16 protein-coding genes and 1 pseudogene are annotated in these 22,761 nt (G+C 67.3%); 10 read left to right on the forward strand and 7 right to left on the reverse strand.

Going from position 1 to position 22,761, the window contains the following annotated elements:
• The first annotated feature begins 9 nt into the window (after positions 1-9).
• Positions 10-708 carry an amino acid ABC transporter permease gene (locus ACZL02_RS22285; RefSeq protein WP_472940898.1) on the forward strand — a complete coding sequence of 233 codons (699 nt, stop codon included), beginning with the start codon at positions 10-12 and terminating at the stop codon, positions 706-708.
• A gap of 187 nt (positions 709-895) precedes the next feature.
• Here the strand turns inward: ACZL02_RS22285 and ACZL02_RS22290 are convergent, their stop codons facing one another.
• From ACZL02_RS22290 to ACZL02_RS22320, 7 genes and pseudogenes are all read right to left on the reverse strand, one after another.
• Positions 896-3,274, reverse strand: a complete 2,379-nt coding sequence (locus tag ACZL02_RS22290) for a cellulose synthase (RefSeq protein WP_472940899.1) — start codon at positions 3,272-3,274, stop codon at positions 896-898.
• Positions 3,271-4,305 carry a family 8 glycosyl hydrolase gene (locus ACZL02_RS22295; RefSeq protein WP_472940966.1) on the reverse strand — a complete coding sequence of 345 codons (1,035 nt, stop codon included), beginning with the start codon at positions 4,303-4,305 and terminating at the stop codon, positions 3,271-3,273. Before ACZL02_RS22295 ends, ACZL02_RS22290 begins: the two co-directional genes overlap by 4 nt.
• A 23-nt stretch (positions 4,306-4,328) precedes the next feature.
• The gene (locus tag ACZL02_RS22300) at positions 4,329-6,782 is read right to left on the reverse strand and encodes a cellulose biosynthesis cyclic di-GMP-binding regulatory protein BcsB (protein WP_472940900.1); all 2,454 of its coding nucleotides are present in this window, start codon (positions 6,780-6,782) and stop codon (positions 4,329-4,331) included.
• On the reverse strand, positions 6,779-8,977 hold the full coding sequence (gene bcsA / locus ACZL02_RS22305) for a UDP-forming cellulose synthase catalytic subunit (RefSeq protein ID WP_472940901.1): 2,199 nt from the start codon (positions 8,975-8,977) through the stop codon (positions 6,779-6,781). Before bcsA ends, ACZL02_RS22300 begins: the two co-directional genes overlap by 4 nt.
• Complete coding sequence (bcsN, locus tag ACZL02_RS22310; protein ID WP_496258574.1) at positions 8,971-9,903, reverse strand: cellulose biosynthesis protein BcsN; 933 nt, start codon at positions 9,901-9,903, stop codon at positions 8,971-8,973. The genes bcsA and bcsN overlap by 7 nt, the downstream gene beginning before the upstream one ends.
• A gap of 301 nt (positions 9,904-10,204) precedes the next feature.
• A pseudogene (locus ACZL02_RS22315) lies at positions 10,205-10,609 on the reverse strand (IclR family transcriptional regulator domain-containing protein); the annotation flags it as partial.
• 164 nt (positions 10,610-10,773) lie between these two features.
• On the reverse strand, positions 10,774-11,556 hold the full coding sequence (locus ACZL02_RS22320) for an IclR family transcriptional regulator (protein WP_472940903.1): 783 nt from the start codon (positions 11,554-11,556) through the stop codon (positions 10,774-10,776).
• Positions 11,557-11,766: 210 nt separating this feature from the next.
• On the opposite strand from ACZL02_RS22320, the gene ACZL02_RS22325 reads away from it, so the two are divergent.
• From ACZL02_RS22325 to ACZL02_RS22365, 9 genes are read left to right on the forward strand one after another with little or no spacing between them, the layout of a single operon-like run.
• Positions 11,767-12,549, forward strand: a complete 783-nt coding sequence (locus tag ACZL02_RS22325; protein WP_472940904.1) for a polysaccharide deacetylase family protein — start codon at positions 11,767-11,769, stop codon at positions 12,547-12,549.
• A 49-nt stretch (positions 12,550-12,598) separates the two neighbouring features.
• Positions 12,599-14,092, forward strand: coding sequence for an ABC transporter substrate-binding protein (locus ACZL02_RS22330; protein WP_472940905.1), 1,494 nt, complete (start codon positions 12,599-12,601; stop codon positions 14,090-14,092).
• 22 nt (positions 14,093-14,114) lie between these two features.
• Complete coding sequence (locus ACZL02_RS22335) at positions 14,115-15,035, forward strand: ABC transporter permease (RefSeq protein WP_472940906.1); 921 nt, start codon at positions 14,115-14,117, stop codon at positions 15,033-15,035.
• 10 nt (positions 15,036-15,045) lie between these two features.
• Positions 15,046-15,912, forward strand: a complete 867-nt coding sequence (locus tag ACZL02_RS22340; RefSeq protein WP_472940907.1) for an ABC transporter permease — start codon at positions 15,046-15,048, stop codon at positions 15,910-15,912.
• A gap of 12 nt (positions 15,913-15,924) precedes the next feature.
• Positions 15,925-16,713 (forward strand): SDR family NAD(P)-dependent oxidoreductase, encoded by a 789-nt coding sequence (locus tag ACZL02_RS22345; protein ID WP_472940908.1) that lies wholly within the window; start codon positions 15,925-15,927, stop codon positions 16,711-16,713.
• 13 nt (positions 16,714-16,726) lie between these two features.
• Positions 16,727-17,722, forward strand: coding sequence for an ABC transporter ATP-binding protein (locus ACZL02_RS22350; protein ID WP_472940909.1), 996 nt, complete (start codon positions 16,727-16,729; stop codon positions 17,720-17,722).
• On the forward strand, positions 17,719-18,711 hold the full coding sequence (locus tag ACZL02_RS22355) for an ABC transporter ATP-binding protein (protein WP_472940910.1): 993 nt from the start codon (positions 17,719-17,721) through the stop codon (positions 18,709-18,711). Before ACZL02_RS22350 ends, ACZL02_RS22355 begins: the two co-directional genes overlap by 4 nt.
• An 8-nt stretch (positions 18,712-18,719) precedes the next feature.
• Complete coding sequence (locus tag ACZL02_RS22360; protein WP_472940911.1) at positions 18,720-21,107, forward strand: penicillin acylase family protein; 2,388 nt, start codon at positions 18,720-18,722, stop codon at positions 21,105-21,107.
• Positions 21,104-22,249: a M20 family metallopeptidase gene (locus tag ACZL02_RS22365; protein ID WP_472940912.1), complete on the forward strand. Its 1,146-nt coding sequence runs from the start codon at positions 21,104-21,106 to the stop codon at positions 22,247-22,249. Before ACZL02_RS22360 ends, ACZL02_RS22365 begins: the two co-directional genes overlap by 4 nt.
• Positions 22,250-22,761: the final 512 nt, after the last annotated feature.

Consider the following 22,761-nt stretch of genomic DNA (forward strand, 5'->3'; position numbering starts at 1 on the left):
GAACCGCCCATGGACATCCGCTGGAACTGGACCGGGTTCTTCGAGTACCTGTTCAATCCGTTCATTCTCAACGGCGCGCTGACGACGCTCTGGCTGACGCTGGCGGCCATCGCCGGCGGTCTCGTGCTCGGCTGCATCCTCGCGATCATGCGCATGGCGCCGTCGCGATTCCTCACCTGGCCGGCCCGGGCCTACATCTGGGTGTTCCGCGGAACGCCGCTGCTGGTGCAGCTGATCATCATCTACACCGGGTTGCCGCAGTTCGGCGTCCGCCTCGGCGTTCTCGAATCGGCGCTGCTCGGGCTGATCCTCAACGAGGCGGCGTACCTCGCGGAGATCGTCCGCGGCGGCATTCTCGGCGTCGCCGGTGGCCAGTGGAACGCGGCGCGCGCGCTCGGTCTGAAGCCGGCACAGGTCATGGGCTACGTGATCATGCCGCAGGCGACGCGGATCATCATCCCCGTCCTCGGCAACAGCGTGAACGGCCTTCTGAAGACGACGTCGGTCACCTCGGTGATCTCGATGGAAGAGCTCCTGCGCCGGACCCAGATGCTCATCCAGGAGAAGTTCATGGTGCTGGAACTCTTCGCGGTCGCGGCGCTCTACTATCTCCTGATGACGACGGTCTGGCACTTCATCCAGATGCGCATCGAGGCCCATTTCGGCAAAGCCTATTCCAACAAACTCGCGGACCAAGACGCGCGCTGAGCACGTCGGAGACACCCCCCGCGGATCATCCGTGGATCAGCGGCGGCTGGGGCGATGTCAAATATCTGCCTGTCCGGTTTTGGGCTGAGAGCATGCTTGATTGGGTGGGCTCACCCAATCAAGGAAAGACGCGCTAGCCTCAGAAAGACGGAGCGCCCTTCGTGTATCCAGTTGGATGCACGGTGCTCTAGCCGTCGCTCTTGAACTGTCCCGTGGCCAAACGCAGGTCGTTGAGGCCTTTCAGGCCGGCGGAACTGCCGGCAGCCGCCGCGGCGGAGAAGACCCGCTGAGCATCGCCATACCGGCGTAGTTCCATGTAGGCGTATCCACGCAGCACCATCAGGTCGAGACGCTCGGGCGCCAGCTGCGCGAGTTGATCGAGGGCCATCAGCGTCTCCACCGGGCGCTTCGCCTCGAAGGCGGTGGTGGCCTGCGCGCTGAGGAGCGCGGTGCTGATTTCGATCCGGCGCGCCCGCGGCTGTGGCGACCGCGCCGCGGAAACGGCGGCCTTGTTGTTCAGGCCAACGCGCAGGTAGGCGAGGCTTTGGCCATAGGCCGCCTCCTTCTGTATCGCCGCCGTGCCGCCCTGAAGCGCAACTTCGAAAGCCGGCGCTGCCTCCAGCGGCCGGTTAAGACCCATGAGGCACCAGCCACGGTCGAGGGCGGTCTGGGCGGACAGCGTGGTCGGCGAGACCGGGATACGGCAGCCGACGGTCGATGACCCGCCGGAGCGGGCCGAGGCGACGCGGGGCGATGGTTGCCCGTAGCGCTCTTCCCGAGGTTCACGCGCGCCGGCGGAGGGCGACGGCTGCGGTGCGGGCGTCCTTTGCGCGGGCTGGGACAGCGGCTGGACCGGGGCCGACTGACCCGACGGCTGATCCGTGATCATCTGTGGAGCCGGCTGGGGCTGTATCGTCGACGGAGCCGGCTGGCTCGCCGGCTGATCCATGGCCTGCATTTGCCCATTCCGCTGCAGCACCATCGCCTGCTGTTCTGCCACCACCGTGCCCGGTGCCGCCTCGCGGCCGACCATGGCGATGCGCGGTGAGCGCCCCTCCCAGGCGGCTTGCAGCTGGCGGAGGCCGGCGACATTGCCAAGCCGTTGGCGGGTCAGCGCCAGTCCGAAAGCCGACATTTCCTCGTCCGGCTTCCACGCCAGGGCCGTCGCAAACCACTGGCCGGCGGTGACGAACTGATTGAGATTGTAGGAGTACCAGCCGAGCAGTTGCGCGGCATCGGGCGCCTTTGCCGCCGCCGCCTGATTGACGATCTCGGCGATGACCGTCGGCGCCAGCATCACCTGCGGCTGCACAGCCAGAAGATTGGTGCCCGCCGCGAGATAGACCGACCGCGCATCGTCCGAGCTGGACGCGAAGGGCCGCATCAGCGTTTCCGCCTCTGCCGGCTGCTTCAGTGCCAACAGGGCCAGCGCCAGACCTTGCGAGGCTTCGGCCGAGGGCTCGTGGGCAACCGCCTTGCGAAACCAACCCTCGGCCCCCTTCGGATCGTTGCGCTTCAGGAAATACCAGCCGAGCAGCATCTGGTCCGCCGCGAGCCCACCCTCGGAGGCAAGCTTCTCAAGCGCCGCGAGATCACTCGGATCGGTCACCGACGTCGCATCGTCGGCGGCCGATGTCACCGCCTGCCGGGCGACGTCGGAGCGCACGGACGCGAACTCGCCGATGCCGTCCGGGCCCGTCCGCTCCAGTGCCAGAAGGGTTCCGACCGCCGGCCGCGTCAGGCGCTGGACCGCCATCTGCATCGTCGCCAGCCGCTCGCCGGAATTGTCGCAACTGGTCAGGATGTAGCGGTAGGCGTCGAGCGCCCGCTCGGGCCGCTTGGTTTCGGAAAACGCGCGGGCGAGGCGCCAGAGAACGTCGACCTCGCTGCAGGTGAGGAGGCTCGGCGTCTCCGCTGCCACCCGCACGACGGTGTCGTATTGCTGCAGGTTGGACGCGTTGATCAGCCGCAGCCGGGCCTCGGCGACGGCCAGCCGCTCCAGCAGGTCGGGCGGCATCTGCCAGCCGGGTTCGGCAGCTTGACGCGCGGCGATGGCGGCGCGCACCTCGGCATAGCGCTCCTCGGAATAGAGTTTCCACAAGGCGTCGAGCTGGACGTCGCCTGCGTCGGGAATCTCGAGCGGGTTCGCCGGCGGCGTCCAGTTCGGATAGAGCGCCTTCAGGCGGGCGATCTCCGTCTCCAGCCGCCGCGCGTCGCCCTCGCGCGCAAAATAGCGCAGTGCCGTCTCGTCGACGACCGGCGCGGTGGTCGTCGCGGTCGTCGCTGCTGCAGCCGGAGCTGCCTGAGCTGCGGGTGCCGGTGCTTGCGCCACCACCGTGTCCAGCTCGGCCATCCGCATCGCCGGTGCGACGAAGCGTGCCATGCGCGCCGAAGTGCCGTCGGTGACCGGCACGGCCGGCACCGGGTTCTCCTGTTCCACCCCGGCCATGGCCGACGTCGCCAGCCAGCCGCCCGTCAGGTTTTCAAGCGTCCGGAAGCCGGCGGGGAGCGCGACATCCGCGACGAAGAAGCCGGCGGCGACAGCGAGGACCGTGGAGAGTTTCACGCGAGGCACTCCGGATGTCGCTCGGACAGGAAGGACAGGGCGAGGAGATGCAAGGTCGACGGGAAGTAAAGCGTCGGCACGAAGACCTTCAGCGCCAGCGGTAGTGGCTGCTTGTCGAGGACGCAGGCGACGAGGGCTGGGAGGATAGTGTAGCCGGCGTCCGTTAACCTTTCCCTAACCGTGCCATCGACGAGCGTGACGATCGACACGCTGCCGTCTTCGCCGGTCATCCCGTCGCGCAGCGGGGCGAGCACGGCGCGATCTGTGCTGCCGGCGCGCACGAGGTAGAGCGAAATGCGCAGCGCATTGTAGGCGAACTCGGCGGGAAAACCGTCGGCCGGCTTCGGCCGGGTCTTCATCGACAGCCATTCCGGCGGCAGCTTCCGCGGGCCGAACAGGGATTGGGCGAGGATCGTCCGGCCATCCGCTTCGAGCTTCTTCCAGTCGGTCCCGGGTGCCAGCTTCGCCAGCACCGGAAAGGCCTCGAACACCCAGTAGGAGAGGTTGACGACCGGGCCGTCCGGCCGCTCCTTGGCGCCATAGCCGGCGGCACCCGGCATCAGCAGCGAGAGCCCCTGGCGCTCGATCACCATCGGCCCGAGCGCCTTGGCCATCGCGGTGGCGGCGGCGGTCAGGTCGTCCCGTGCCCAGGCCGCACCGGCGAGCGCGGCGGCATAGGCAATGAGAATGTCGCCATCGCTGGCATTGTTGCTGTCGGACACGTGCGGGGTCGCCGCGGGATCCCATTTCCAGACCGCCAACCCGTCGTCGCGCAGCAGGAGCTCGGTGCGGGTAAAGGTCCAGATGCTGTCGAAGGCCGCGGGGTCGTCTGCGAGATAGGCGAGCAGCAGGCCGTAGCCCTGGCCTTCGCTGTGGCTGATCTGGCCGTTGCCGTCGTCGATCACCCGGCCGGCGGCGGAGACGAACTTCGCCTTGTATGCCGCCCAGGCCTCGGCCGGGATCGAGCTCGCCGCCAGGACTGCCCCCGGCACGGCGCTCAACGCCAGCACGCCGGCAAGCCCGGCTGCCATCTTCAGCCGGCGGGCGAGGCGCCTCACTTGCGCCGTCCCAGCACGACGGTGATCGCCGTCGTCGTCAGCCCGAGCAGCACCGAGGCGGCGACCAGCAGCATGGCGTAGGAGAGGACGTTTTCCGACAGCCAGTTCGCGACGATCAGGCGCATGTTGCCGAACGACCAGGGCTGCGTCTGGACCAGTGTCGGCGCATTGACGGCCAGCCGCTTGAAGCTGCCGGTCCCGGCCTCGTAGGTGGTGACCCGGCCGCCGAGCTCGCTCCAGTTCTGTTGCGTCGTCAACGCCGCGACGCCATCCATCAGCGCGGGACCGTTCGGGGCCGTCACCACGGTCCAGATCTTGTCGTCCAGCGGGCTCGCGCCCTGAGCCACCACCAGCCCGACGCTCGGCGATGGCAGGAACTCGACCTCCGGCGTCGGCGTCAGCCGGAAGGCTTCAGGGGCGATCGCGAAATCGTCGCGCAGCCAGCGCGTCAGGGCAGCGAAAGGCCGCTGCCAGATGGCCGGGCTCACCTGTTCGCGCCAGGTTTCGATCGTCGTCTGGTCTGCCGGCGGGGCGGTGCGGACGTTCTCCTGGCCCCAGGCGGTGCGGATGCTTTCGGAGACGCCGACTCGCGACAGGATGCCCGCCGGGATCTGCTGCGAGGTGCTGACGAAGAGCGCGTCGCGCCCGGCGGCGTCCGAGGGCGACCACTGGATGTCGAAGGCGATGGGCCTGCCGCCGGCGACCGACATCCGCGCCAGCAGCGTGCTGGCGGCCGAGAGGCTTTCCGGTCCTGCCCGGTCGATGAACAAGGGCACCGGCTTGGCACTGCGGCTGTAGGGGTAGCCGGTGCCTTGCGTGGCGGCAAGGTTCGGCTGCTGGCTGACGCGGGCGAAGTCCGGCATCTCGAAGCTCGAGCTGTCGAACAGTGCAAATCGCCGGGTGGTGCCGGCGCTGGTGCCGGGCAGGCACGCCGCGTCGGCCGCGGTCTGCAGCACCGCCTCGACGGCGATGGTGTTGCTGCCCGGCTTGAAATTGCGCATCGTCACCCGCACCGGATAGCGCTCCAGCAGCACGTCGGAGCTGCCGCCGATCGGCAGCGTGGTGGCGATGTTGTCGTTGACGTAGATGTCGAGATGGCTGCCCGGCTGGACGTCCTTGGTGTAGCCGGCGTCGAGCAGGATCTGCGCCTCGCCATAGGCCTGGGCGTAGAAGTCCTGCGGAACGGCCACGGTGAACTCGGTGCGAAACCGCCGACCGGCAAACTCCTGGCTGGCGACGCCGAGCGCCGAGAACGGGATGCTGGCCCTGGAGAACAGCAGCGGGGCGCCGGGCACGCGCCAGGCGGGGTTGGACAGTTCGCTGCGGAAGATCGCCAGCGGCCGGTCCGTCGGCTCGATGATGCGCTGGATCGCGGTCTCGACGTCGCCCCAGGTCGGGCCGCTCAGGAGCAGCGCCCTTCCGCCCGTTCCCGGCAAGTCGATGAAGCTGAGGGTGGGCTCGCGGCTCGCCAGGGCGGGCAGCTGCGGCATGAAGCTGGCCAGCTCTTCCGCCGGGCCGACGATCAGCGTCAGCGCGCCGTCGGCGCTGGCCGGGATACTCGCCTGGGTCACGGCGAACGACTGGTTCGGCATGTCGGCAATCAGCGCAAGGCCTTCCGACAGCTTGATCAGCGGCGCCGAGGCGGGGCCGAGATCGCCCACCGGCACGACGATGTTGAACGTCGTCTTGGCCGTGGCATCGAGGCCGATCGCGCGCACATCCTCGGGCCGGCGCGGTAGCCGGGCATCCTGGTTCTGGAAGGCCAGGAAGGTGCGTGCCGGGTCGATGTCGACCCAGAGGTCGTAGGTCGACTGGATCGTGCAGTCGGTGCGGTGGCGCAGGTCCGTCTCGAAGCGGATGGTGTTGGCGCCCGCCCGCAGGAGATTGGCCGGCAGCGGCGCCGAGACGTCGACGACGCTGTCCGGTGCGTTGACCGTCTGGTCGAGGACACCGACATCGTTGATGACGATGCGCAGGTGCGAGGCTTCCGGGGCGACGAAGATCGCATTCTGGAAGCCAAGCTGCAGCGTCGCGCCCGAGGCCGCCTGCTCGGGGGTGAGGTAGACCGACCAGCTGCGCCGCTGGATCTCGCCGGCGAGCCCGAAATCCGCGATCGGCAGGAGGTATCGACGGAAACCGGCGGCGGCGGTTTTCGCGGCAGCACCGGTTGGCGCTGTGGACGGCGCACGCGGCGCCGGCGTCGAACCGGCCGTTGACGAGGGTGGCGACGCGGGCGCCGGGCGCGGCGTCAAGGGGGTCTGCGGCGCGCTGCTCGGCGTCGCGGGCTGCACCGGTGGCAGCGGTGCTGGCGTCGGTGTCGTCGGTGTCGTCGCCGGCGCTGCCCTCGTCGGCTGGCTGGCCGAGCCCTCGGGCGTCATGTCGAACGGTGCTTGCGCTTCGGCCGGGCCTGCCATCAACAGCAGGCACAGCACACCCGGCAAGGACCTCACTTCAGGGCTCCCGACGGCACCGGCAGCGCCGCGCTGTCCCGGTGACCGTTCTTGCCGCGGACGAGATAGCTCAGGCCGCGATAGGTCTGGAAGACGCACATGCCGAAGAACCACAGCGTGCCCCGCAGCAGGCCCGGATTGTAGCGGCGCCCGAGCTGGAAATCGCGCCATTGCTCGGAATTGGCGAAGATCAGGTCGGCGACGAGGAAATGGTCGGTCGCTTTCTGGGTTACATAGCTGCAGCCGATCACCAGTCCGCCCGGCTCCTTCTGGACGGCGCGCAGGAGGATCGGCAGCACCACCGTCTCGCTCGACTGATGCGGCTTGAAGCGGAGTGCCGCGGACGAGCCTTTCAGGAGGTCCTGCGGCGTGGCGCCGAAGACCCTCAGCCCGGCACCGCCGACGGAGACGTTGTCGATCGTCGCCGGGAAGACGTGCTCGCCAAACAGCACCTCGGCCCGCCGGCTGACCGTGACCCGCCGCGACTGGCTCTTGATGCCGCGCTCCGACACCACGCCGAGGGCGCAGCCGGCGATGAAGAGGTTGAGGAGGTTCCAGCCGCCGACCATCAGCGTCAGGTCGGCACGATACGGCTCGGCGATCACCCGGTAGACGGTGACCCCGACGCCGACCAAGAGGACGGCGAAGATCACGAAGAACGGCATCGAGATCTCGGACAGCCGGTTGTAGAGCACGGATTCGTCCTTGGCCGTCACCTTGAACGTCGGCTTCCGCGGGTTGAGGATGACCGAGATTACCGCCGGCAGCAGGTGCACGGTCTGGACGTATTCGTAGAGCTCCGAGATCCAGGGCCAGCGGAAACTGCCATACATGTAGTTCTGCATCATCAGGTTCACCGCCATGTAGGCGATGGTATAGGCGAGGAACTCGCCGCTCGAGGCGGTGAAGATCTGCAGGTCGAAGAACAGGTAGAACAGCGGCGCGACAAGGAAGATCGCGCGCGGGAACGGAAACAGCCAGAACAGGGTCGAGGACATGTAGCAGAGCCGCTGCGGCAACGAGAGGCCGCGCTTGAACAGCGGGAAGCGGAACCTCAGGATCTGCATCATGCCCTGTGCCCAGCGGCTGCGTTGGCCGATGAAGCTGGCGAAGGTCGCGGGTTGCAGGCCGGCGATCAGCGGCTTGTCGACGTAGAGGCTGTTCCAGCCGCGCGAGTGCAGCTCGATCGCCGTCTCGCAGTCCTCGGTGATCGAGATGCCGCTGAAGCCGCCGGTTTCGTCCAGCGCCTCGCGCCGAAGCACCGCGGCCGACCCGCAGAAGAAGGCGGCGTTCCATTTGTCGAGCCCGCGCTGGATGATGCCGTAGAACATCTCGTTCTCCGACGGCATCTTCTCGAAGGTCTGCAGGTTGCGTTCCAGCGGATCGGGATTGAGGAAGAAGTGCGGCGTCTGCACCAGGAACAGCCGCGGGTCCTCCTCGAAATAGCCGACCGTCTCCAGCAGGAAGTCGCGCGCCGGGGCGTGGTCGGCGTCGAACACGGCGATCAGCGGCGCGGTGGAATGCTGCATGCCGTTGTTCAGGTTGCCGGCCTTGGCGTGCGCGTTGACAGCGCGCGTCAGGTAGGTCGCGCCGAGGTCGAGGCAGAGCTGCTGCAACTCGGCATGGCGTTTCTCGGCGGTCTGCGATTCCTTCACGTCGGTCGAGTTGCGCTTCTGCAGCGAGCCGCCATCGTCGAGCAGCCAGACCTTCAGCCGGTCGGACGGATAGTTCATCGACAGCGCCGCCGCCAGCGTGTTGGCGAGCAGCTTGGCGTCCTCGTTGTAGGTCGGTACGAAGACGTCGATCGCCGGCAAGGTGTCGCCGTCGACCTGCGGCCGGATCGGCCGTGGCGGCAGCGGCGCGGCTACCACGAAAAGGCTGAGCGACAGCATCACCACGCTGTACATTTCGGCGAGATACAGCAGGAAGCCGGGGATGAAGTTTTCCAGCTGGTTGACCGGCGGCAGCGTGCTGGTCGTCCGCCAGTAGACGTAGCGCAGCACGATGGCGGTGCCGAGGGCGAGCGCCACGAGGCGCCAGATGCCGTCGAGCTTCAGCACCTTCAACAGCATCATCAGCCCGAGCACCAGCACCACGGCGATCAGCTGCGACTGCAGGCTGATCGGCAGCGTGACGACGACGAGGGCGATGGCGGCGGTCGCGGCCCAGAGAAGGGCGATCAGAAACTTCAGCATGCGGATGCCCCCGTCGAAGGGGTCATGCAAGGCGGCGGCGGCACCGGCGCCGCTGTGCCGGCGGCTGCCGACGACAGTCCCTGAAGCGACGTGCTACCCCGCTCGGGCGTCATCTCGGGCGCCATGCCGGGCGTCATGCCGGGGGGCGGCGGGACCTGCGGGCCGATCGGTGCCGGCAACGGTGCGGGCATCGCGACGACGGGCGCCGGCCGTGCGCGGACTGCCGAGCGACGCGGCGCTGCGGCGACGGGCCGGGCCGCCGGCACCGGCTCCTCCTGTTCCCAGGCCGCTTCCGGTGCTCCGGAGCTTGTCGGATAGACCGGTGCTCCCAGCCCGCCGAGCGAGGCATCGGTCGGAGCGGTCTGGCCGTAGGGGTTCCAGCTGATATTGCTGAAGAAACTGCTGATCGAGAAGCCGTACATCACCGCCAGCAGCTGTTCCGTGCTGGCGCCGGCCTGGCACAGCCGCAACCGCAGCTGGATGACGCCGCGCGAGCGCAGGAGCAGCGTGGTGGTGCTGGTCGAGGCGATGCGTTGCCAACCGTAGAAGCAGGTATCGCCGCCACTCTGCCCCACGGCATAGCCGAAAGGACCGTAGCGGTTCTGTACGTAGACGCCCGCGCGCTTCATCGCGATGCCCGGGAATTCCTTCACGAGTTCGCTGCGGAAGTTGGTCGTCGCCAGCGGCTTGTCCTTCAGCGCCGTGCGGCCGCTGCCGGTGGTGCCGACCGGGCCGAAGAACCGCACCTGCAGATAGTTCTGTCCTGGCGTCGCGGCGGTCCCCGCCAGCAGGATGCGCTGCTCGGTGGCATTCGGATAGCGGGTCTCGATGATGTCGACCATCGCCGGTCCGCCCGGCGGCGGCACCACGAAGGCGGCCTCGAGCGGAACCGTGCTGACACCGGATCCTTGCATCGGCTGGCCCATGCTGCCGCAACCGGATAGGCCCGCGAGCATCACCGTGAGAGAAAGGTACGAACGTGGCCGCGGGCAGCGGAAGGCGAATGCCAAAATATTCCTAAGCCGTCCGACTTCCTGCATTTGCGCAATCTCTTTTCACAACAGGTTCAGACAGCTCGATCACCGCCCCTCAACTCCGTTGGAGATAGCCTTTTGACTACCTGTGGCTGGCCAACATTCCGGTTCTAAATATCACAACTTGCCTCAAACTAGCGTCGGTTTGACTAAGTCGATGAAAATTCTAAAGGTTCACTGGTCATCTTTAAGGTTAGCGGGTCAGAATTTGCGTAATTTGAGCCAGATAGCCGAGCCTTCTATGCGGCGGCGACCGTGACGTCTGAGCTTCCTCTGCGTCGACATCGGCAAGGGAGTTAAAATCTTTCGCCGGGTATCCGATATGCCCCCGCCATGACTCATATGTCCGGGAATGCGGTCGTAGATGCCCTCGCGGTCGTAGATCGGCGCGCAGGGTCAGCCGATCCAGAACGTCATCGACGGCCCGGTTGTCGAGCGCCGACAGCACGGCCAGACCACCCGCGGTGCAGTAGGCCGGCAGCCGGCTGCCGGAGATGACGTCGCTATCCAGCACATTCGGCGAAAGATACCGGGAGAGATAGATGATCTCGGTGCCGTCGAGGACGGTCAGCGAGATCGTTTCCCCCGTCGTCCGGTTGAGATGCGATACAGAACGAGGCTAGCGACAATGGCCGTGGAGTTCAGCGAAAACTCCGCATGAGGCGATGCCGAAACGGAATGACCATGGTCCAGTTGCGCGCTTCCGTTGTCGACCCAAGAAGATAGAGCATCTTTTGAGCCTCCGCCCGGACGCACGGCGCTCTAGGTTCTGGCTGTTTCTGAAATGACGGCTGCGGTGTCGACGACGAGTTGGCATAGTTCAGCTTCGCGCTCGCGGAATCGCGTGGTCAACGTGCCGAGGTTGAGAGCGGCGACAACGGCACCGGAGGCGTCTCGGACAGGCGCGGCAACGCCGGTCGAGCCGGTGACGAATTCCTGGTCGTTGACCGCGTATCCGCGCTCGCGCACCTCGGCAAGGATCGTCAGCAAGTCCTGTCGGTCCGTGATGGTGAAGCGGGTATAGGAGAGCAGGCTGACACGCCCAAGGTAATCGTCGATCTCGTCCGCGCTGCGAAAGGCGAGGAGTGCGCGGCCCGTCGCCGTACAGTAGACCGCGATCGGCGAGCCGATGTCGACGTCGTAGCGCACGGCCTGCCGGCTGACGCACTTGGCGAGCCTGCGCACGTCGCCGCGGGCGTTCATAGTCGACAGCAGCACGGTTTCGCCGGAGACGTCGCGCAGGCGCTCCATCAGCGGCAACGCCCTGGCGACCAATGGTTCTTCGCTCGGATGAAACGGAAAGCCGTGCCGGCTGGCTTCAACCAGCAGGTAGCGCCCACCTTGGTCCTGCACGACGTGGCCGCGACCGATCAGGGTCTGCAGCAGCGCATGCGTCGAGCTTTTGGGAAAGCCGAGGCTAGCCACGACCTCCCCGAAATAGACCGGCTGGCGGCTTGCCGCGAGGAAATCCAGGAGATCGAGGATCCGCCCGCCGCTCTTCACCTCCGAGTTCACGTATGTGAACGCGTATCGGTTGCTGACCACATCCTAGGCTCCTAACCTCCCTGCACAGAGATGAACCAGATGCTTCGCCAACACCGAGAGCGTTGACGATCGTTCTGGAGCGCGTCTCATCCGGCCTCGAATGATCCGCGGACACCCTGGTTGTGGTCGGAGCCGGTTTGGCGCAAGCGGGTCGCGAGCGTCCGGGCTGGCCGTTCCCTGAAGCCCACCGCCTGGAAGGACGGCGCACGGATGGCCGTAGCGCTGTCATTCGATGCGGATCACGAGACGATCGACCTGCGCAATGGCGGCATCTCGGCTGGCCGGATGAGCCAGGGCCAGTACGGCGCCCGGGCGGGAATGCCCCGGATCCTCGACGTGCTCGACCGGCATGGCGTCCCCGCCTCGGTCTTCATGCCTGCGGTTTCGGCGCTGCTGCATCCTGAAGAAGTACAGCGGGTGGTGGGTGCCGGGCACGAGCTCGCAATTCATTCCTGGATCCACGAGTCCAATTCCGGCCTCGACCATGCGACGGAGCGCGATCTCTCGTTTCGCGCGGCCGATGCGCTGGAGCGTCTCTGCGGTAGCCGCCCGGTCGGCATGCGCACCGCTTCCTGGGATTTCTCTCCGCACACGCTCGCGATCATCCGCGAGATGGGGCTGCTCTACGACTCCTCCCTGATGGCGGATGACGAGCCCTACGAGCTGATGGAGAACGGCGAGGCGACCGGCATCGTCGAGATTCCGGTGGAGTGGATTCGTGACGATGCGCCCTATTTCAACATGGATCGCCTGGGGAGCTCGCGCCCCTACGGCGGTCCCGCGATGCTGCTCGACATTCTCGCCCGCGAGATTGATCTCGCCTTCGAGGAGGGAGGACTGTTCCAGCTGACGCTCCACCCGCACCATGTCGGCCACCGGTCGCGGATTTTTATCCTCGACGAGGTCATCCGTCTCGCCAAGGCCAAGGGCGACGTGTGGTTTGCCACCCACGCCGATATTGCCCGCTACTCCGTCGACAAGGCCGATCGCTGACCGACCGGCGGCTTCGACGACCGTCACTGCTGCACCAAAGGGGAACATGATGCTGAGACTGCTCGCCACCACCGCCCTCGCTCTTGGCCTCGTTGCCGCAACGGCATCGGCGCAGACAGCCAAGGACAAGCTGGTCATCGATCTTCCCAATGATCCGGCGACGCTCGATCCGCATCTGCAGTGGGACACCGACAGCTATTCGGTCTACCGCAACATCTTCGACAACCTGGTCACCCGCGACAAGAGCGGCACCATCGCGCCGCAGATCGCGACTGCGTGGAAATATGTCGACGACAAGACGATCGAGTTCGACATCCGCCCGGGCGTCACGTTCCATGACGGCAGCAAGCTGATCGCCGAGGACGTGGCCTACAGCGTTGCGCGGGTGATCGATCCCGCCCTCAAAAGCCCGCAGTTCTCGCAGTTCAGCCAGATCGAAAAGGCCGAGGCGGTCGGGGAAAGCAAAGTGACGATCACCACCAAGACGCCCTATCCGGCGCTCTTGGCGCAGTTGGTGAAGCTGTCGATCGTGCCCAAGGCCTATGTCGAGAAGGTCGGTCCGCAGGAGTTCAACAAGAAGCCAGTCGGCAGCGGGCCCTACAAGGTGGCAGGCCGCCAGGAAGGTGTCTCGACGGATCTCGCCGCCAACGAGAGCTACTGGGGCGGCAAGCCACCCTTCCTGCAGGTGACCTTCCGCGCCGTGCCGGACGTCTCGACCCGCATTGCCGATCTGCGCACGGGCCAGGCCGATCTCGTGCGCGACATTCCCCCGGACCAGGCGATCAGCCTGAAGGACGAGACGGATATGACCATCCTCTCGGTCCCGACCGAGCGCGTCGGCTACATGTACATCAATGCCGAGAGTGGCCCGACCAAGGATGTCCGGGTCCGTCAGGCGATCGCCCATGCGATCGACCGGCAGGGCCTGATCGAAGCGCTGCTGCAGTGCTACGGCAATCCCGTCGACATCATCGGTGCGCCGCCGGTGTTCGGCTACACCGCCGACGTCAAGGGTTATGAATACGACCTGGAAGAAGCCAAGGCGCTCGTCACCGAGGCCGGCGCCGAGGGGGCCAAGATCGAGTTCCTGACCTCGCCCTCCTACAACCGCGCCGTCGTCGAGGCGCTGCAGCAGATGATCGCCGATACCGGCCTCACGGTCGAGATCCAGTCGAGCGACCAGGCGACCTTCCTGCGCCGCCGCCAGGGCGATCCCGCCAATGCCGGCAGCATCGCCATCGGCCGCTGGTCCTGTTCCTGCCAGGATGCCGACGGCATCATCTATCCGCTGTTCCGGACCGGTAGCACCTGGGCGAAATACTCGAACCCGGAATTCGACAAGGCCGTCGACGCCGCCCGCTCCACCCTCGACGAAAGCGCGCGCCTCATCGACTACAAGAAGGCCTACGAGATCCTGCGCGACGACGTCCCCGGCATCGGCCTCTACCAGGACTTTGCCGTCTACGGCGCCAGCCGCAAGCTGAAATGGCAGCCGACGCCGAACGAGTCGATGTTCGTCATGGACATGGGCTGGCAGCAATAGCGGCGCAAAGGGCGGGACCGACATGCTCGGATACATCATCGGCCGGCTGATCCAGGCGGTCGTCGCGGTCTTCGGGGTCATCACCATCGTCTTCGTGGTGATGCACTTCTCCGGCGACCCGACCTTGCTCCTGGTGCCGCAAGGCGCCTCGGCCGAGGAGATCGCGACGCTGCGCCATCAGCTCGGCTTTGATCAGCCGCTGCTCACACAGTATCTGAACTACCTTGCCGGACTCGCCCAGCTCGACTTCGGCAATTCGGTGGTGCAGCGCGTGCCGGCGATCGACATCGTCCTGTCGCGGCTGCCCTACACGATCATGCTGGCCGCCGGCGCCCTGACGGTGGCGATCGGCCTCGGCATTCCCGTCGGCATCCTGATGGCCACGAACAAGGGCGGCATGACCGAGCGGCTCCTCTCGGCCCTCGTCCTCACCGGGCAGAGCATCCCGACCTTTCTTTCCGGCATCCTTCTCATCCTCGTCTTCGCCGTGCAGCTGCGCTGGCTGCCGACGTCGGGGGTTGGCGGCTTCAGCGCGCTGATCATGCCGTCGATCGCCCTGGGCGCGCTGTCGATGTCGACCTTCGCCCGCATGACGCGGATCGCCATGGTCGACGAGCTCGGCAAGGATTACGTCCGCGCCGCCCGCGCCCGCGGGCTGTCGATGCCAGCTGTTGTGGGTCGCCATGTCCTGCGCAATTCCGCCATTCCGGTGATCACCGTGGCGGCGCTCGAGATCGGCAATCTCCTCGCCGGCGCCGTCATCGTCGAAACCGTCTTCGCCTGGCCCGGCATCGGCCAGCTGGCGATCCAGTCGATCCAGTCGCGCGACTTCCTGGTCGTGCAGGTCATCGTGCTCCTCATCTCCTTCATCTATGTCGCGACCAGCGTCGCCGCGGACTTCGCCTATGCGGCGATCGACCCCCGCATCCGGCTGGCGCGGTGAGGCAAAGCGCATGACCTCCGCCATCACCGCCCTTCGCCGCCGCACCGCGCGCGTCCCCGTCTCGATCTGGATCGTCGCGCTGATCATCACCGTGATCGTCGCGGCGGCGCTGCTGGCGCCCTGGATCGCGCCCGCCGATCCGGACCGCCAGGCGCTGCTGTCGCGGCTGAAGCCGCCCGGCACGGTCGGCCGCGGCGATGTCCATTTTCTGCTCGGCACCGACGATCTCGGCCGCGACCTTCTCTCGCGCATCCTCTACGGCGCCCGCGTTTCGCTCGGCGTCGCGGCGCTCTCGGTCGTCGTCTCGACGCTCGTCGGCGTCACCCTCGGCATGCTGGCCGGCTGGTATCGCGGCTGGGTCGAAATCCTGGTGATGCGCTTCGTCGACATCATGCTGTCGATCCCGGCGATCCTCCTGGCGGTGCTCACCGTCGCGGTGCTCGGCCCCGGCTTCCTGAAGCTCGTCCTGGTGCTCGGTCTCACCCGCTGGCCGCGCTACACGCGGGTCGCCTATGCGCAGACGCTGCAGGTGGCGAACCTTCCCTACATCAAGGCATCGGAGCTTGCCGGGGCCGGGGCGCTGCGCATCCTCTTCCGCCATGTCCTGCCCAACATCGCCGGGCCGATCCTGGTCGTGGCGACCGCCGAGTTCGGCCTGATGATCCTGTTCGAGGCGGGCCTCTCCTTCCTCGGGCTCGGCATCCAGCCGCCGGCCGCCAGCTGGGGCTCGATCATGAGCGTCGGGCGCCAGTTCGTCGAACGCGCCTGGTGGATCGTCGCCTTTCCCGGCGGCTGCCTCTTCCTTCTCGTCCTGTCCGTCAACGTGCTGGGCGACTGGCTGCGCGACCGGCTCGACCCCCGTTCCCGAATCCGCTGAGGTCTTTTTGATATGGAATTTCAAGGCAAGTCCGTCGTCGTCACGGGAGCCGCCGGGGTCTTCGGCCGCTGGATCGCGGCGCATTTCGCGGCGGAGGGCGCCGTCCTCTGCCTCTCGGACCGCCGGGCCGCCGATCTCGACGCCATGGTCGCCGAGCTGAAGCTCGATCCTGAGACGACCCTGACGCACGTCACCGAACTGACCGAGGAGGCCTCGATCCTCGACCTCGTCGCGCTGGTGAAGGCGCGCTGGGGCGCCGCCGACATCGTCGTCAACAATGCCGGCGTGTACCCAAAATTCGGCCTTCTCGAGATGGATCTCGCCGACTGGGACCGGATCTTCGACGTCAATCTGCGCGCCCCCTTCCTGGTCTCGCACGAGATGGCGAAGCTGATGATCGCGGAGCAGCGCCAGGGCTCGATCATCAACATCTCCTCGGGCGCCGCCCGGCAGATGCGCAACGGTTCGGTGCCCTACTGCACCTCCAAGACGGCGTTGGAGCGGCTGTCCAAGGGGCTGGCGCTGGAACTTGCGCCGCACCGCATCCGGGTGAACGTCGTCGAGCCGGGCTTTGCGCCGGGCTCGGAAGTCTCGACGCTGTCCGACGACTACGTCGCCCGCATGAGCCAGCGCATCCCGCTCGGGCGCACCAGCGGCCCGGACGATGCGCCGGCGGCGATCGCCTATCTCTGCTCCGACAAGGCCTCCTTCATCACCGGCTCGGTGCTGTCGGTCGACGGCGGCAATTCGATCGGCACCTATGAAACCGGCGAGCTCGGCAAGACGCCGGGCACCGCTTAAGGCAGGACGTTCGATGTCTGAAGCAAATCCGCCGCTGCTCTCGGTCGAGAACCTCACCATCGAGATATCGGGCGCCGCGGTGGTCGATGGCATCTCGTTTTCCGTCCAGCCGGGCGAGGTGATGGCGCTGGTCGGCGAGTCCGGCTGCGGCAAGTCGCTGACCGCCTATGCGCTGCTCGGGCTGCTGCCGGATGTCGCCACCCGCCGCCATGGTCGCGTCCTCCTCGGCGACACCGATCTCGCCGCGCTGCCGGAGCGCCAGTTGCGCAAGCGGCGCGGCAAGGACATCTCGATCATCTTCCAGGAGCCGAGCGCCTCGCTCGATCCCTTGACCACCGTCGGCTCGCAGATCGCCGAGGCGCTGCGCCAGCACCAGGACATCTCGCGCGGGCAGGCGATGGCGGCGGCCAGGGCGATGCTGGAATCGGTCGGCATTCCCGATCCAGACCGGCGACTGCACCAGTATCCGTTCGAGCTCTCCGGCGGCATGTGCCAGCGCATCATGATCGCCATCGCGCTGATCTGCGGCCCGCGCGTCCTCGTCGCCGACGAGCCGACGACGGCGCTCGACGTCACCATCCAGGCGCAGATCCTCGACGTCATGAAGAAGCTCGTCGCCGAGCGCGGCACGTCGATCATCCTCATCACCCACGACATGGGCGTCGTCGCCGATATCGCCGACCATGTCGCCGTGATGTATGCCGGGCGGATCGCCGAGATCGCGCCGGTGGCGGATCTCTTCGCGCGGCCGGCCCATCCCTATACCGCGCTGCTGCTCGCGTCCGTGCCGCGGCTCGACGTCGCGCCGAAGGCGGAGCTCGCGACCATCGAGGGCATGGTGCCGACACCCGAGGAGTTCGGTGCCGGCTGCCGCTTCGCCGGCCGTTGCCCGCTTGTCTCCGATCGCTGCCGCACCGAGCAGCCGCCACTGTTCGAGGAGCGGCCCGGCCACCGCACCGCCTGCTGGCACCGCGACCGCGTCGGCGAGATCACGAGGGCCGCCGCATGAGCATTTCAGTTTCCCCGAGCGCGGTGCCGGTGCTCGAAGCCAAGGACGTCGCGGTGCATTTCGGCGGCCGCAGCTCCCTGTTCGGCAGCAAGGCGCCGACGGTCAAGGCTGTGAACGGCGTCGACCTCACCATCGTCGCCGGCGAGACGGTGGCGCTGGTCGGCGAATCCGGCTGCGGAAAGTCGACGCTTTCCAACGCCATCGTCGGTCTGCAGAAGCCGACCTCGGGCAGCATCAGGATCGCCGGCCAGGAGGTCAACGGCGCCAGCCGCCGCGAGTTGAACGACATCCGCCGCCGCGTGCAGATGATCTTTCAGGACCCGGCTTTGTCGCTCGATCCGCGCGCCACCATCGGCTCGACCATCGGCGAATCACTCGAGGTGCGCGGCATCGCGCGCGGCGAGGAGCTGAAGCGCCGGGTGGCCGAGCTCCTGACGCAGGTGGGCCTCCGGCCCGAGCATGGCGGCCGCTATCCGCACCAATTCTCCGGCGGCCAGCGCCAGCGCGTGGTGATCGCCCGAGCCCTGGCGCTGGAGCCGGAGCTGGTGATCTGCGACGAGCCGGTCTCGGCGCTCGACGTCTCGGTCCGGGCGCAGATCCTGAACCTTCTTGTTGCCCTGCAGAGACGGACGGGCGTCGCCTATCTCTTCGTCTCGCACGACCTCTCCGTCGTCCGGCACATCGCCGACCGCGTGGTGGTGATGTATCTCGGCCGCATCGTCGAGGACGCCGCGCGCGAGGTCTTCTTCGCCGACCCGAAGCATCCCTATACGAGGGCGCTGATGTCGGCTGTGCCCGAGGCCGATCCGGTGGTCCAGCGCGGCAAGCAGCGCTTCGTCCTCACCGGCGAACTGCCGAGCCCGGCCAACATTCCCCCCGGCTGCGCCTTCCACACGCGGTGTCCGATGGCGACCGAGATCTGCTCGGCCGTCCGCCCCGAGCTGACGCCACGCCCCGACGGCGCCCGCGTCGCCTGCCACCACGCCTGAGGAACCTCATGCCGCCAGCCACGCCTGCCACCCAGACCATCGCCGTCGACGGCCTCTCGGCCAAGGCCGAAATCCGCGTCGACCGCTGGGGCATCCCGCACCTTCGGGCAGAAAACGAGCCCGACCTGTTCTTCCTGCAAGGCTTCAACGCCGCGCGCGACCGGCTGTGGCAGATCGACCTCTGGCGCAAGCGCGGCCTGGGGCTCCTCGCCGCCGACTTCGGCCCGGGCTTTCTCGCGCAGGACCATGCCGCCCGGCATTTTCTCTACCGGGGCGACATGGCCGCGGAATGGGCGGCCTATGCCGGAGATGCCAAGGCGATCTGCACGGCCTTCGTCGCCGGCATCAACGCCTTCGTCGCGCTGACCGAGGCTGAATCCGGCCGCCTGCCGCAGGAGTTCACGCTGTTCGGCACGCGCCCCGACCGCTGGCGGCCGGAAGACGTCGTGCGCATCCGCACCCATGCCCTGACCCGCAATGCCGTCTCGGAAATCCTGCGTGCCAACGTGATGGCCCGCAGCAATGCCGAGACCGACGCGCTGCGCAGCCAGATCGATCCGCCGACCTCGCTCGAGCCCGAGGCAGGGATCGACCTCGCCGACGTGCCGCTCGAGGCCTTGCGCCTGTTCAAGCTCGCGACCGCGCCGGTGACCTTCGAGGCGGCGCGCCTGTCGGCCGGGATGGACGATACCTGGCGCTGGACCGTGGTGACCGATCTCGGCGACATCGTCCGCGCGACGACCGAGGAGGGCTCGAACAACTGGGTCGTTCACGGCACGCGTACCGCGACCGGCCGGCCGATCGTCGCTTCCGACCCGCACCGCGCCCATGCCGTCCCGTCGCTGCGTTACCTCGTCCACCTGACGGCGCCGGGCTTCGATGCCATCGGCGCGGGCGAGCCCTCGGCGCCCGGCATATCGATCGGCCATAACGGCACCACCGCTTTCGGCCTGACGATCTTCGGCGCCGACCAGGAAGACGTCATGGTCTATGAGACAGCGCCGGACGACGCCGATCTCTACCGGTATCGCGACGGCTTCGAGAAGGTTCGCCGCGTGCAGGAGCGCTTCGGGATCAAGGGCCATCCGGCGGCGGACCTCACGCTGTCCTTCACCCGGCACGGTCCGGTTCTGCATGAAGACCGGCCAAAGAACCGGATGATCGCGCTGCGGTCGGTCTGGCTCGAGCCCGGTGCCGCCGCCTATCTCGGCAGCCTGACGGCGATGCGGGCAAAAAGTGTCGCGGACTTCGGCGCGTCGCTGGCGCACTGGGGCACGCCCTCGGTAAACCATGTCTGCGCCGACACGGCCGGTGACGTCGCCTGGTACACCGCCGGTTTCACGCCGATCCGGAGCAACTGGAACGGCCTCCTGCCGGTGCCCGGCCACGGCAGCCACGAATGGCAGGGCTTTCTGCCCGCGGGTGAACTCCCGCGCGCCGTCAATCCGCCCGAGGGTTTTCTCGCCACCGCCAACGAGATGAACCTGCCGGCGGACCGAGCCCCGGACGCGCCGGGCATCGGCTATGAATGGATCGAGCCGAGCCGTGCCGAGCGTATCAAGGCGGCGCTGCGCGTGGATGCGGCGCACAGTCTCGAAGCGGCTGGCCGGCTGCAGAACGACGTCGTCTCGCTGCCGGCCCTGCGCCTCTGCAGGCTGCTGGGCGCGGCGAGCCTCGATGCTGCGGCGGAGAGCGAGGTTGCGCTGGCGCTGGGCCTCTTCCGCGGCTGGGACGGCGCGCTCGCCGCGGACAGCGCTCCCGCCGTTCTGTTCGAGGTGTGGTGGATGAAGCATCTGCGGCCCGCGCTCCTTGCGGCGATGGTGCCGGACCCGGCGGTCCGCGCCCTGCTCGCGCCGGGCCACGTCGAAAGCCTCGTCAGCCTGCTGGAAGTGCCGGATGCGCGCTTCGGAGAGGATCCGCCGAACGCGCGCGATCGCCTTCTCGCCGGCACCCTCAATGCCGCCGTCCTCGATGTTCGCGCCCGGCTCGGTGCAGACCCGGCCATGTGGCGCTGGGGCGACCTGCACCACGGCTACTTCCAGCATGCCGCCACCGTGCTGCAGGAGAACGCGCATGCCGACTGGGACATTGGCCCGTTGCCGCTGGGCGGCAGCACGTCGACGCCAATGCATGCCGGCTACCGGCTCAGCGATTTCCGGGTGATCGCCGGCGCTTCCGTGCGCCTCGTGATGGATGTCGGCGACTGGGATGCGAGCGTCTGCATCAATGCGCCCGGCCAGTCCGGCGACCCCTCGTCGAAGCATTATGGGGACCTTGCACCGCTCTGGGCAGACGGCCGCTACGTGCCGCTCCTCTACAGTGCCGGCAAGATCGCAGAGGCGACGGAGATGCTGATCCATCTCATACCCGGCACAACCGCAGGACCGGCTGAATGACCGCCCCTCTTCTCGTCGCCGCCGACATCGATGTTGCTGCGCTCCTGTCGGAACTGCGGGCTTGGGTAGAGATCGAGACGCCTTCCCGGGATGCGGCACGGGTCAATGCGCTCGTCGACCGGGTCGAGGCCCGGGCCCGCGCAGGAGGTTTCGCGGTTCAGCGGACCCCCGGGACGATGGGTTATGGCGACATCCTGTCCGTGACCGCCAAGGGAGCCGCGAAGGAGGGGCGGCTGCTGATCCTCGCCCATCTCGACACCGTGCATCCAGTGGGCACCCTCGAACACGATCTTCCCTGGCATGCGCAGCAGGGGCGGATCTACGGCCCCGGTATCTACGACATGAAGTCGGGGGCGCTGATGGCACTCTACGCGCTCGAACTTGCGACGGGGCGGGCCGAAGGCCTGCCGGTGACGATCCTCTTCGTCCCGGACGAGGAAGTCGGCAGCCGAAGCTCGCGTCCCGCAATCGAGGCGGCGGCCGAACAGGCGAGCCATGTCCTCGTCGTCGAGCCGGCTCGCGACGGCGGCGAGATCGTCGTCGCCCGCAAGGGGGTCGCAATGATCGACATCGTTCTGCGGGGCAGGGCTTCCCACGCCGGCACGAGGCCGCTCGACGGCCGAAGTGCGATCCGGGAGGCGGCGAGGATCGTCCTGGCACTGGAGGCACTGAACGATGCCGCACGGGGCATCACCGTCACCGTTGGAACCATCCATGGCGGCACCAACCGCAACGTCGTGCCTGCCGAATGCCGCCTCGAGGTCGACTTGCGGCTGCCGGATGCGGCGGCGGCGGAAGAGATCCTTCGAGCCGTCAAATCCCTCCAGCCGAGCGATCCGGACATCTCGGTCGAGGTGTCGGGCGGACTGAACCGCCCGCCCTTTACCCAGAGCGCGGCGGCAAAGTCGCTCTTCGACAAGGCGGCGCGCCTTGCGAAGCCGCTCGGCCTCGATCTCCGGGGACAAACCACAGGCGGCGGTTCCGACGGCAACTTCACCGCTGCGCTCGGCGTGCCGACGCTGGACGGGCTGGGCGCGGACGGGGCCGGCGCGCATACGCTGCAGGAGCATATCCTGACCGACTTCCTCGCCGCCCGTACCGCTCTCCTCGCCAACCTGATGCTGATGCACGAGACAAGCTGACAGCATGTTGTGGGGCAAGCGCGTCAGCGCGCTCCTGCCGGTTGCCATGGGGTGTGGCCGATAAGATCTCTAGATCCCGGTTCGGTCATCTTCGAGGCTGAAGCCTTCCGAAGACGCCTGAAATTATTTTCATCTCCGCCCAATGTGGCAGTTTGACCTCATTTAGACTTCATCCGAAAGCACCCGCCATGGCGTGTTGTGCTTTACCTATTGCCGGTATTCTGCCCTTCGGCTGTGATCGCGTGGCGTACTGTCGAGGTGCCTCAATCGCGATGGCGATGAGGATGCGCTGCCGATGTGTTCAGTCGCACGATTGCCCCTTGCTGCCTCCGCGAAAGTCATATCCTAGTTAGGCTGTCTGCGGATCTCAGCAGGTGGCTGGGAAGCTGCCGGGAAGCTTGGACCCAAGATTTGCAACGGGCTGCGCCAAAGATGGCCCGTGCGAGAAAAGCGTCTCGGTAGAGGACCAACGTTGACCTCACGACAGGGGCTGCGCGGATGGTTCAATCGTA

The sequence above is a fragment of the Mesocryomonas fontinalis genome (genome assembly GCF_055730125.2).

What these genes read in the sequence shown, in the direction of transcription:
- ACZL02_RS22360 (WP_472940911.1), top strand. Translation starts at nt 18,720, where the DNA reads ATGCCGCCAGCCACGCCTGCCACCCAGACCATCGCCGTCGACGGCCTC.
- ACZL02_RS22325 (WP_472940904.1), top strand. Translation starts at nt 11,767, where the DNA reads ATGGCCGTAGCGCTGTCATTCGATGCGGATCACGAGACGATCGACCTG.
- ACZL02_RS22365 (WP_472940912.1), top strand. Translation starts at nt 21,104, where the DNA reads ATGACCGCCCCTCTTCTCGTCGCCGCCGACATCGATGTTGCTGCGCTC.
- ACZL02_RS22335 (WP_472940906.1), top strand. Translation starts at nt 14,115, where the DNA reads ATGCTCGGATACATCATCGGCCGGCTGATCCAGGCGGTCGTCGCGGTC.
- ACZL02_RS22350 (WP_472940909.1), top strand. Translation starts at nt 16,727, where the DNA reads ATGTCTGAAGCAAATCCGCCGCTGCTCTCGGTCGAGAACCTCACCATC.
- ACZL02_RS22355 (WP_472940910.1), top strand. Translation starts at nt 17,719, where the DNA reads ATGAGCATTTCAGTTTCCCCGAGCGCGGTGCCGGTGCTCGAAGCCAAG.
- bcsN (WP_496258574.1), bottom strand. Translation starts at nt 9,903, where the DNA reads ATGGGCCAGCCGATGCAAGGATCCGGTGTCAGCACGGTTCCGCTCGAG.
- ACZL02_RS22330 (WP_472940905.1), top strand. Translation starts at nt 12,599, where the DNA reads ATGCTGAGACTGCTCGCCACCACCGCCCTCGCTCTTGGCCTCGTTGCC.
- bcsA (WP_472940901.1), bottom strand. Translation starts at nt 8,977, where the DNA reads ATGCTGAAGTTTCTGATCGCCCTTCTCTGGGCCGCGACCGCCGCCATC.
- ACZL02_RS22345 (WP_472940908.1), top strand. Translation starts at nt 15,925, where the DNA reads ATGGAATTTCAAGGCAAGTCCGTCGTCGTCACGGGAGCCGCCGGGGTC.
- ACZL02_RS22295 (WP_472940966.1), bottom strand. Translation starts at nt 4,305, where the DNA reads ATGGCAGCCGGGCTTGCCGGCGTGCTGGCGTTGAGCGCCGTGCCGGGG.
- ACZL02_RS22285 (WP_472940898.1), top strand. Translation starts at nt 10, where the DNA reads ATGGACATCCGCTGGAACTGGACCGGGTTCTTCGAGTACCTGTTCAAT.
- ACZL02_RS22340 (WP_472940907.1), top strand. Translation starts at nt 15,046, where the DNA reads ATGACCTCCGCCATCACCGCCCTTCGCCGCCGCACCGCGCGCGTCCCC.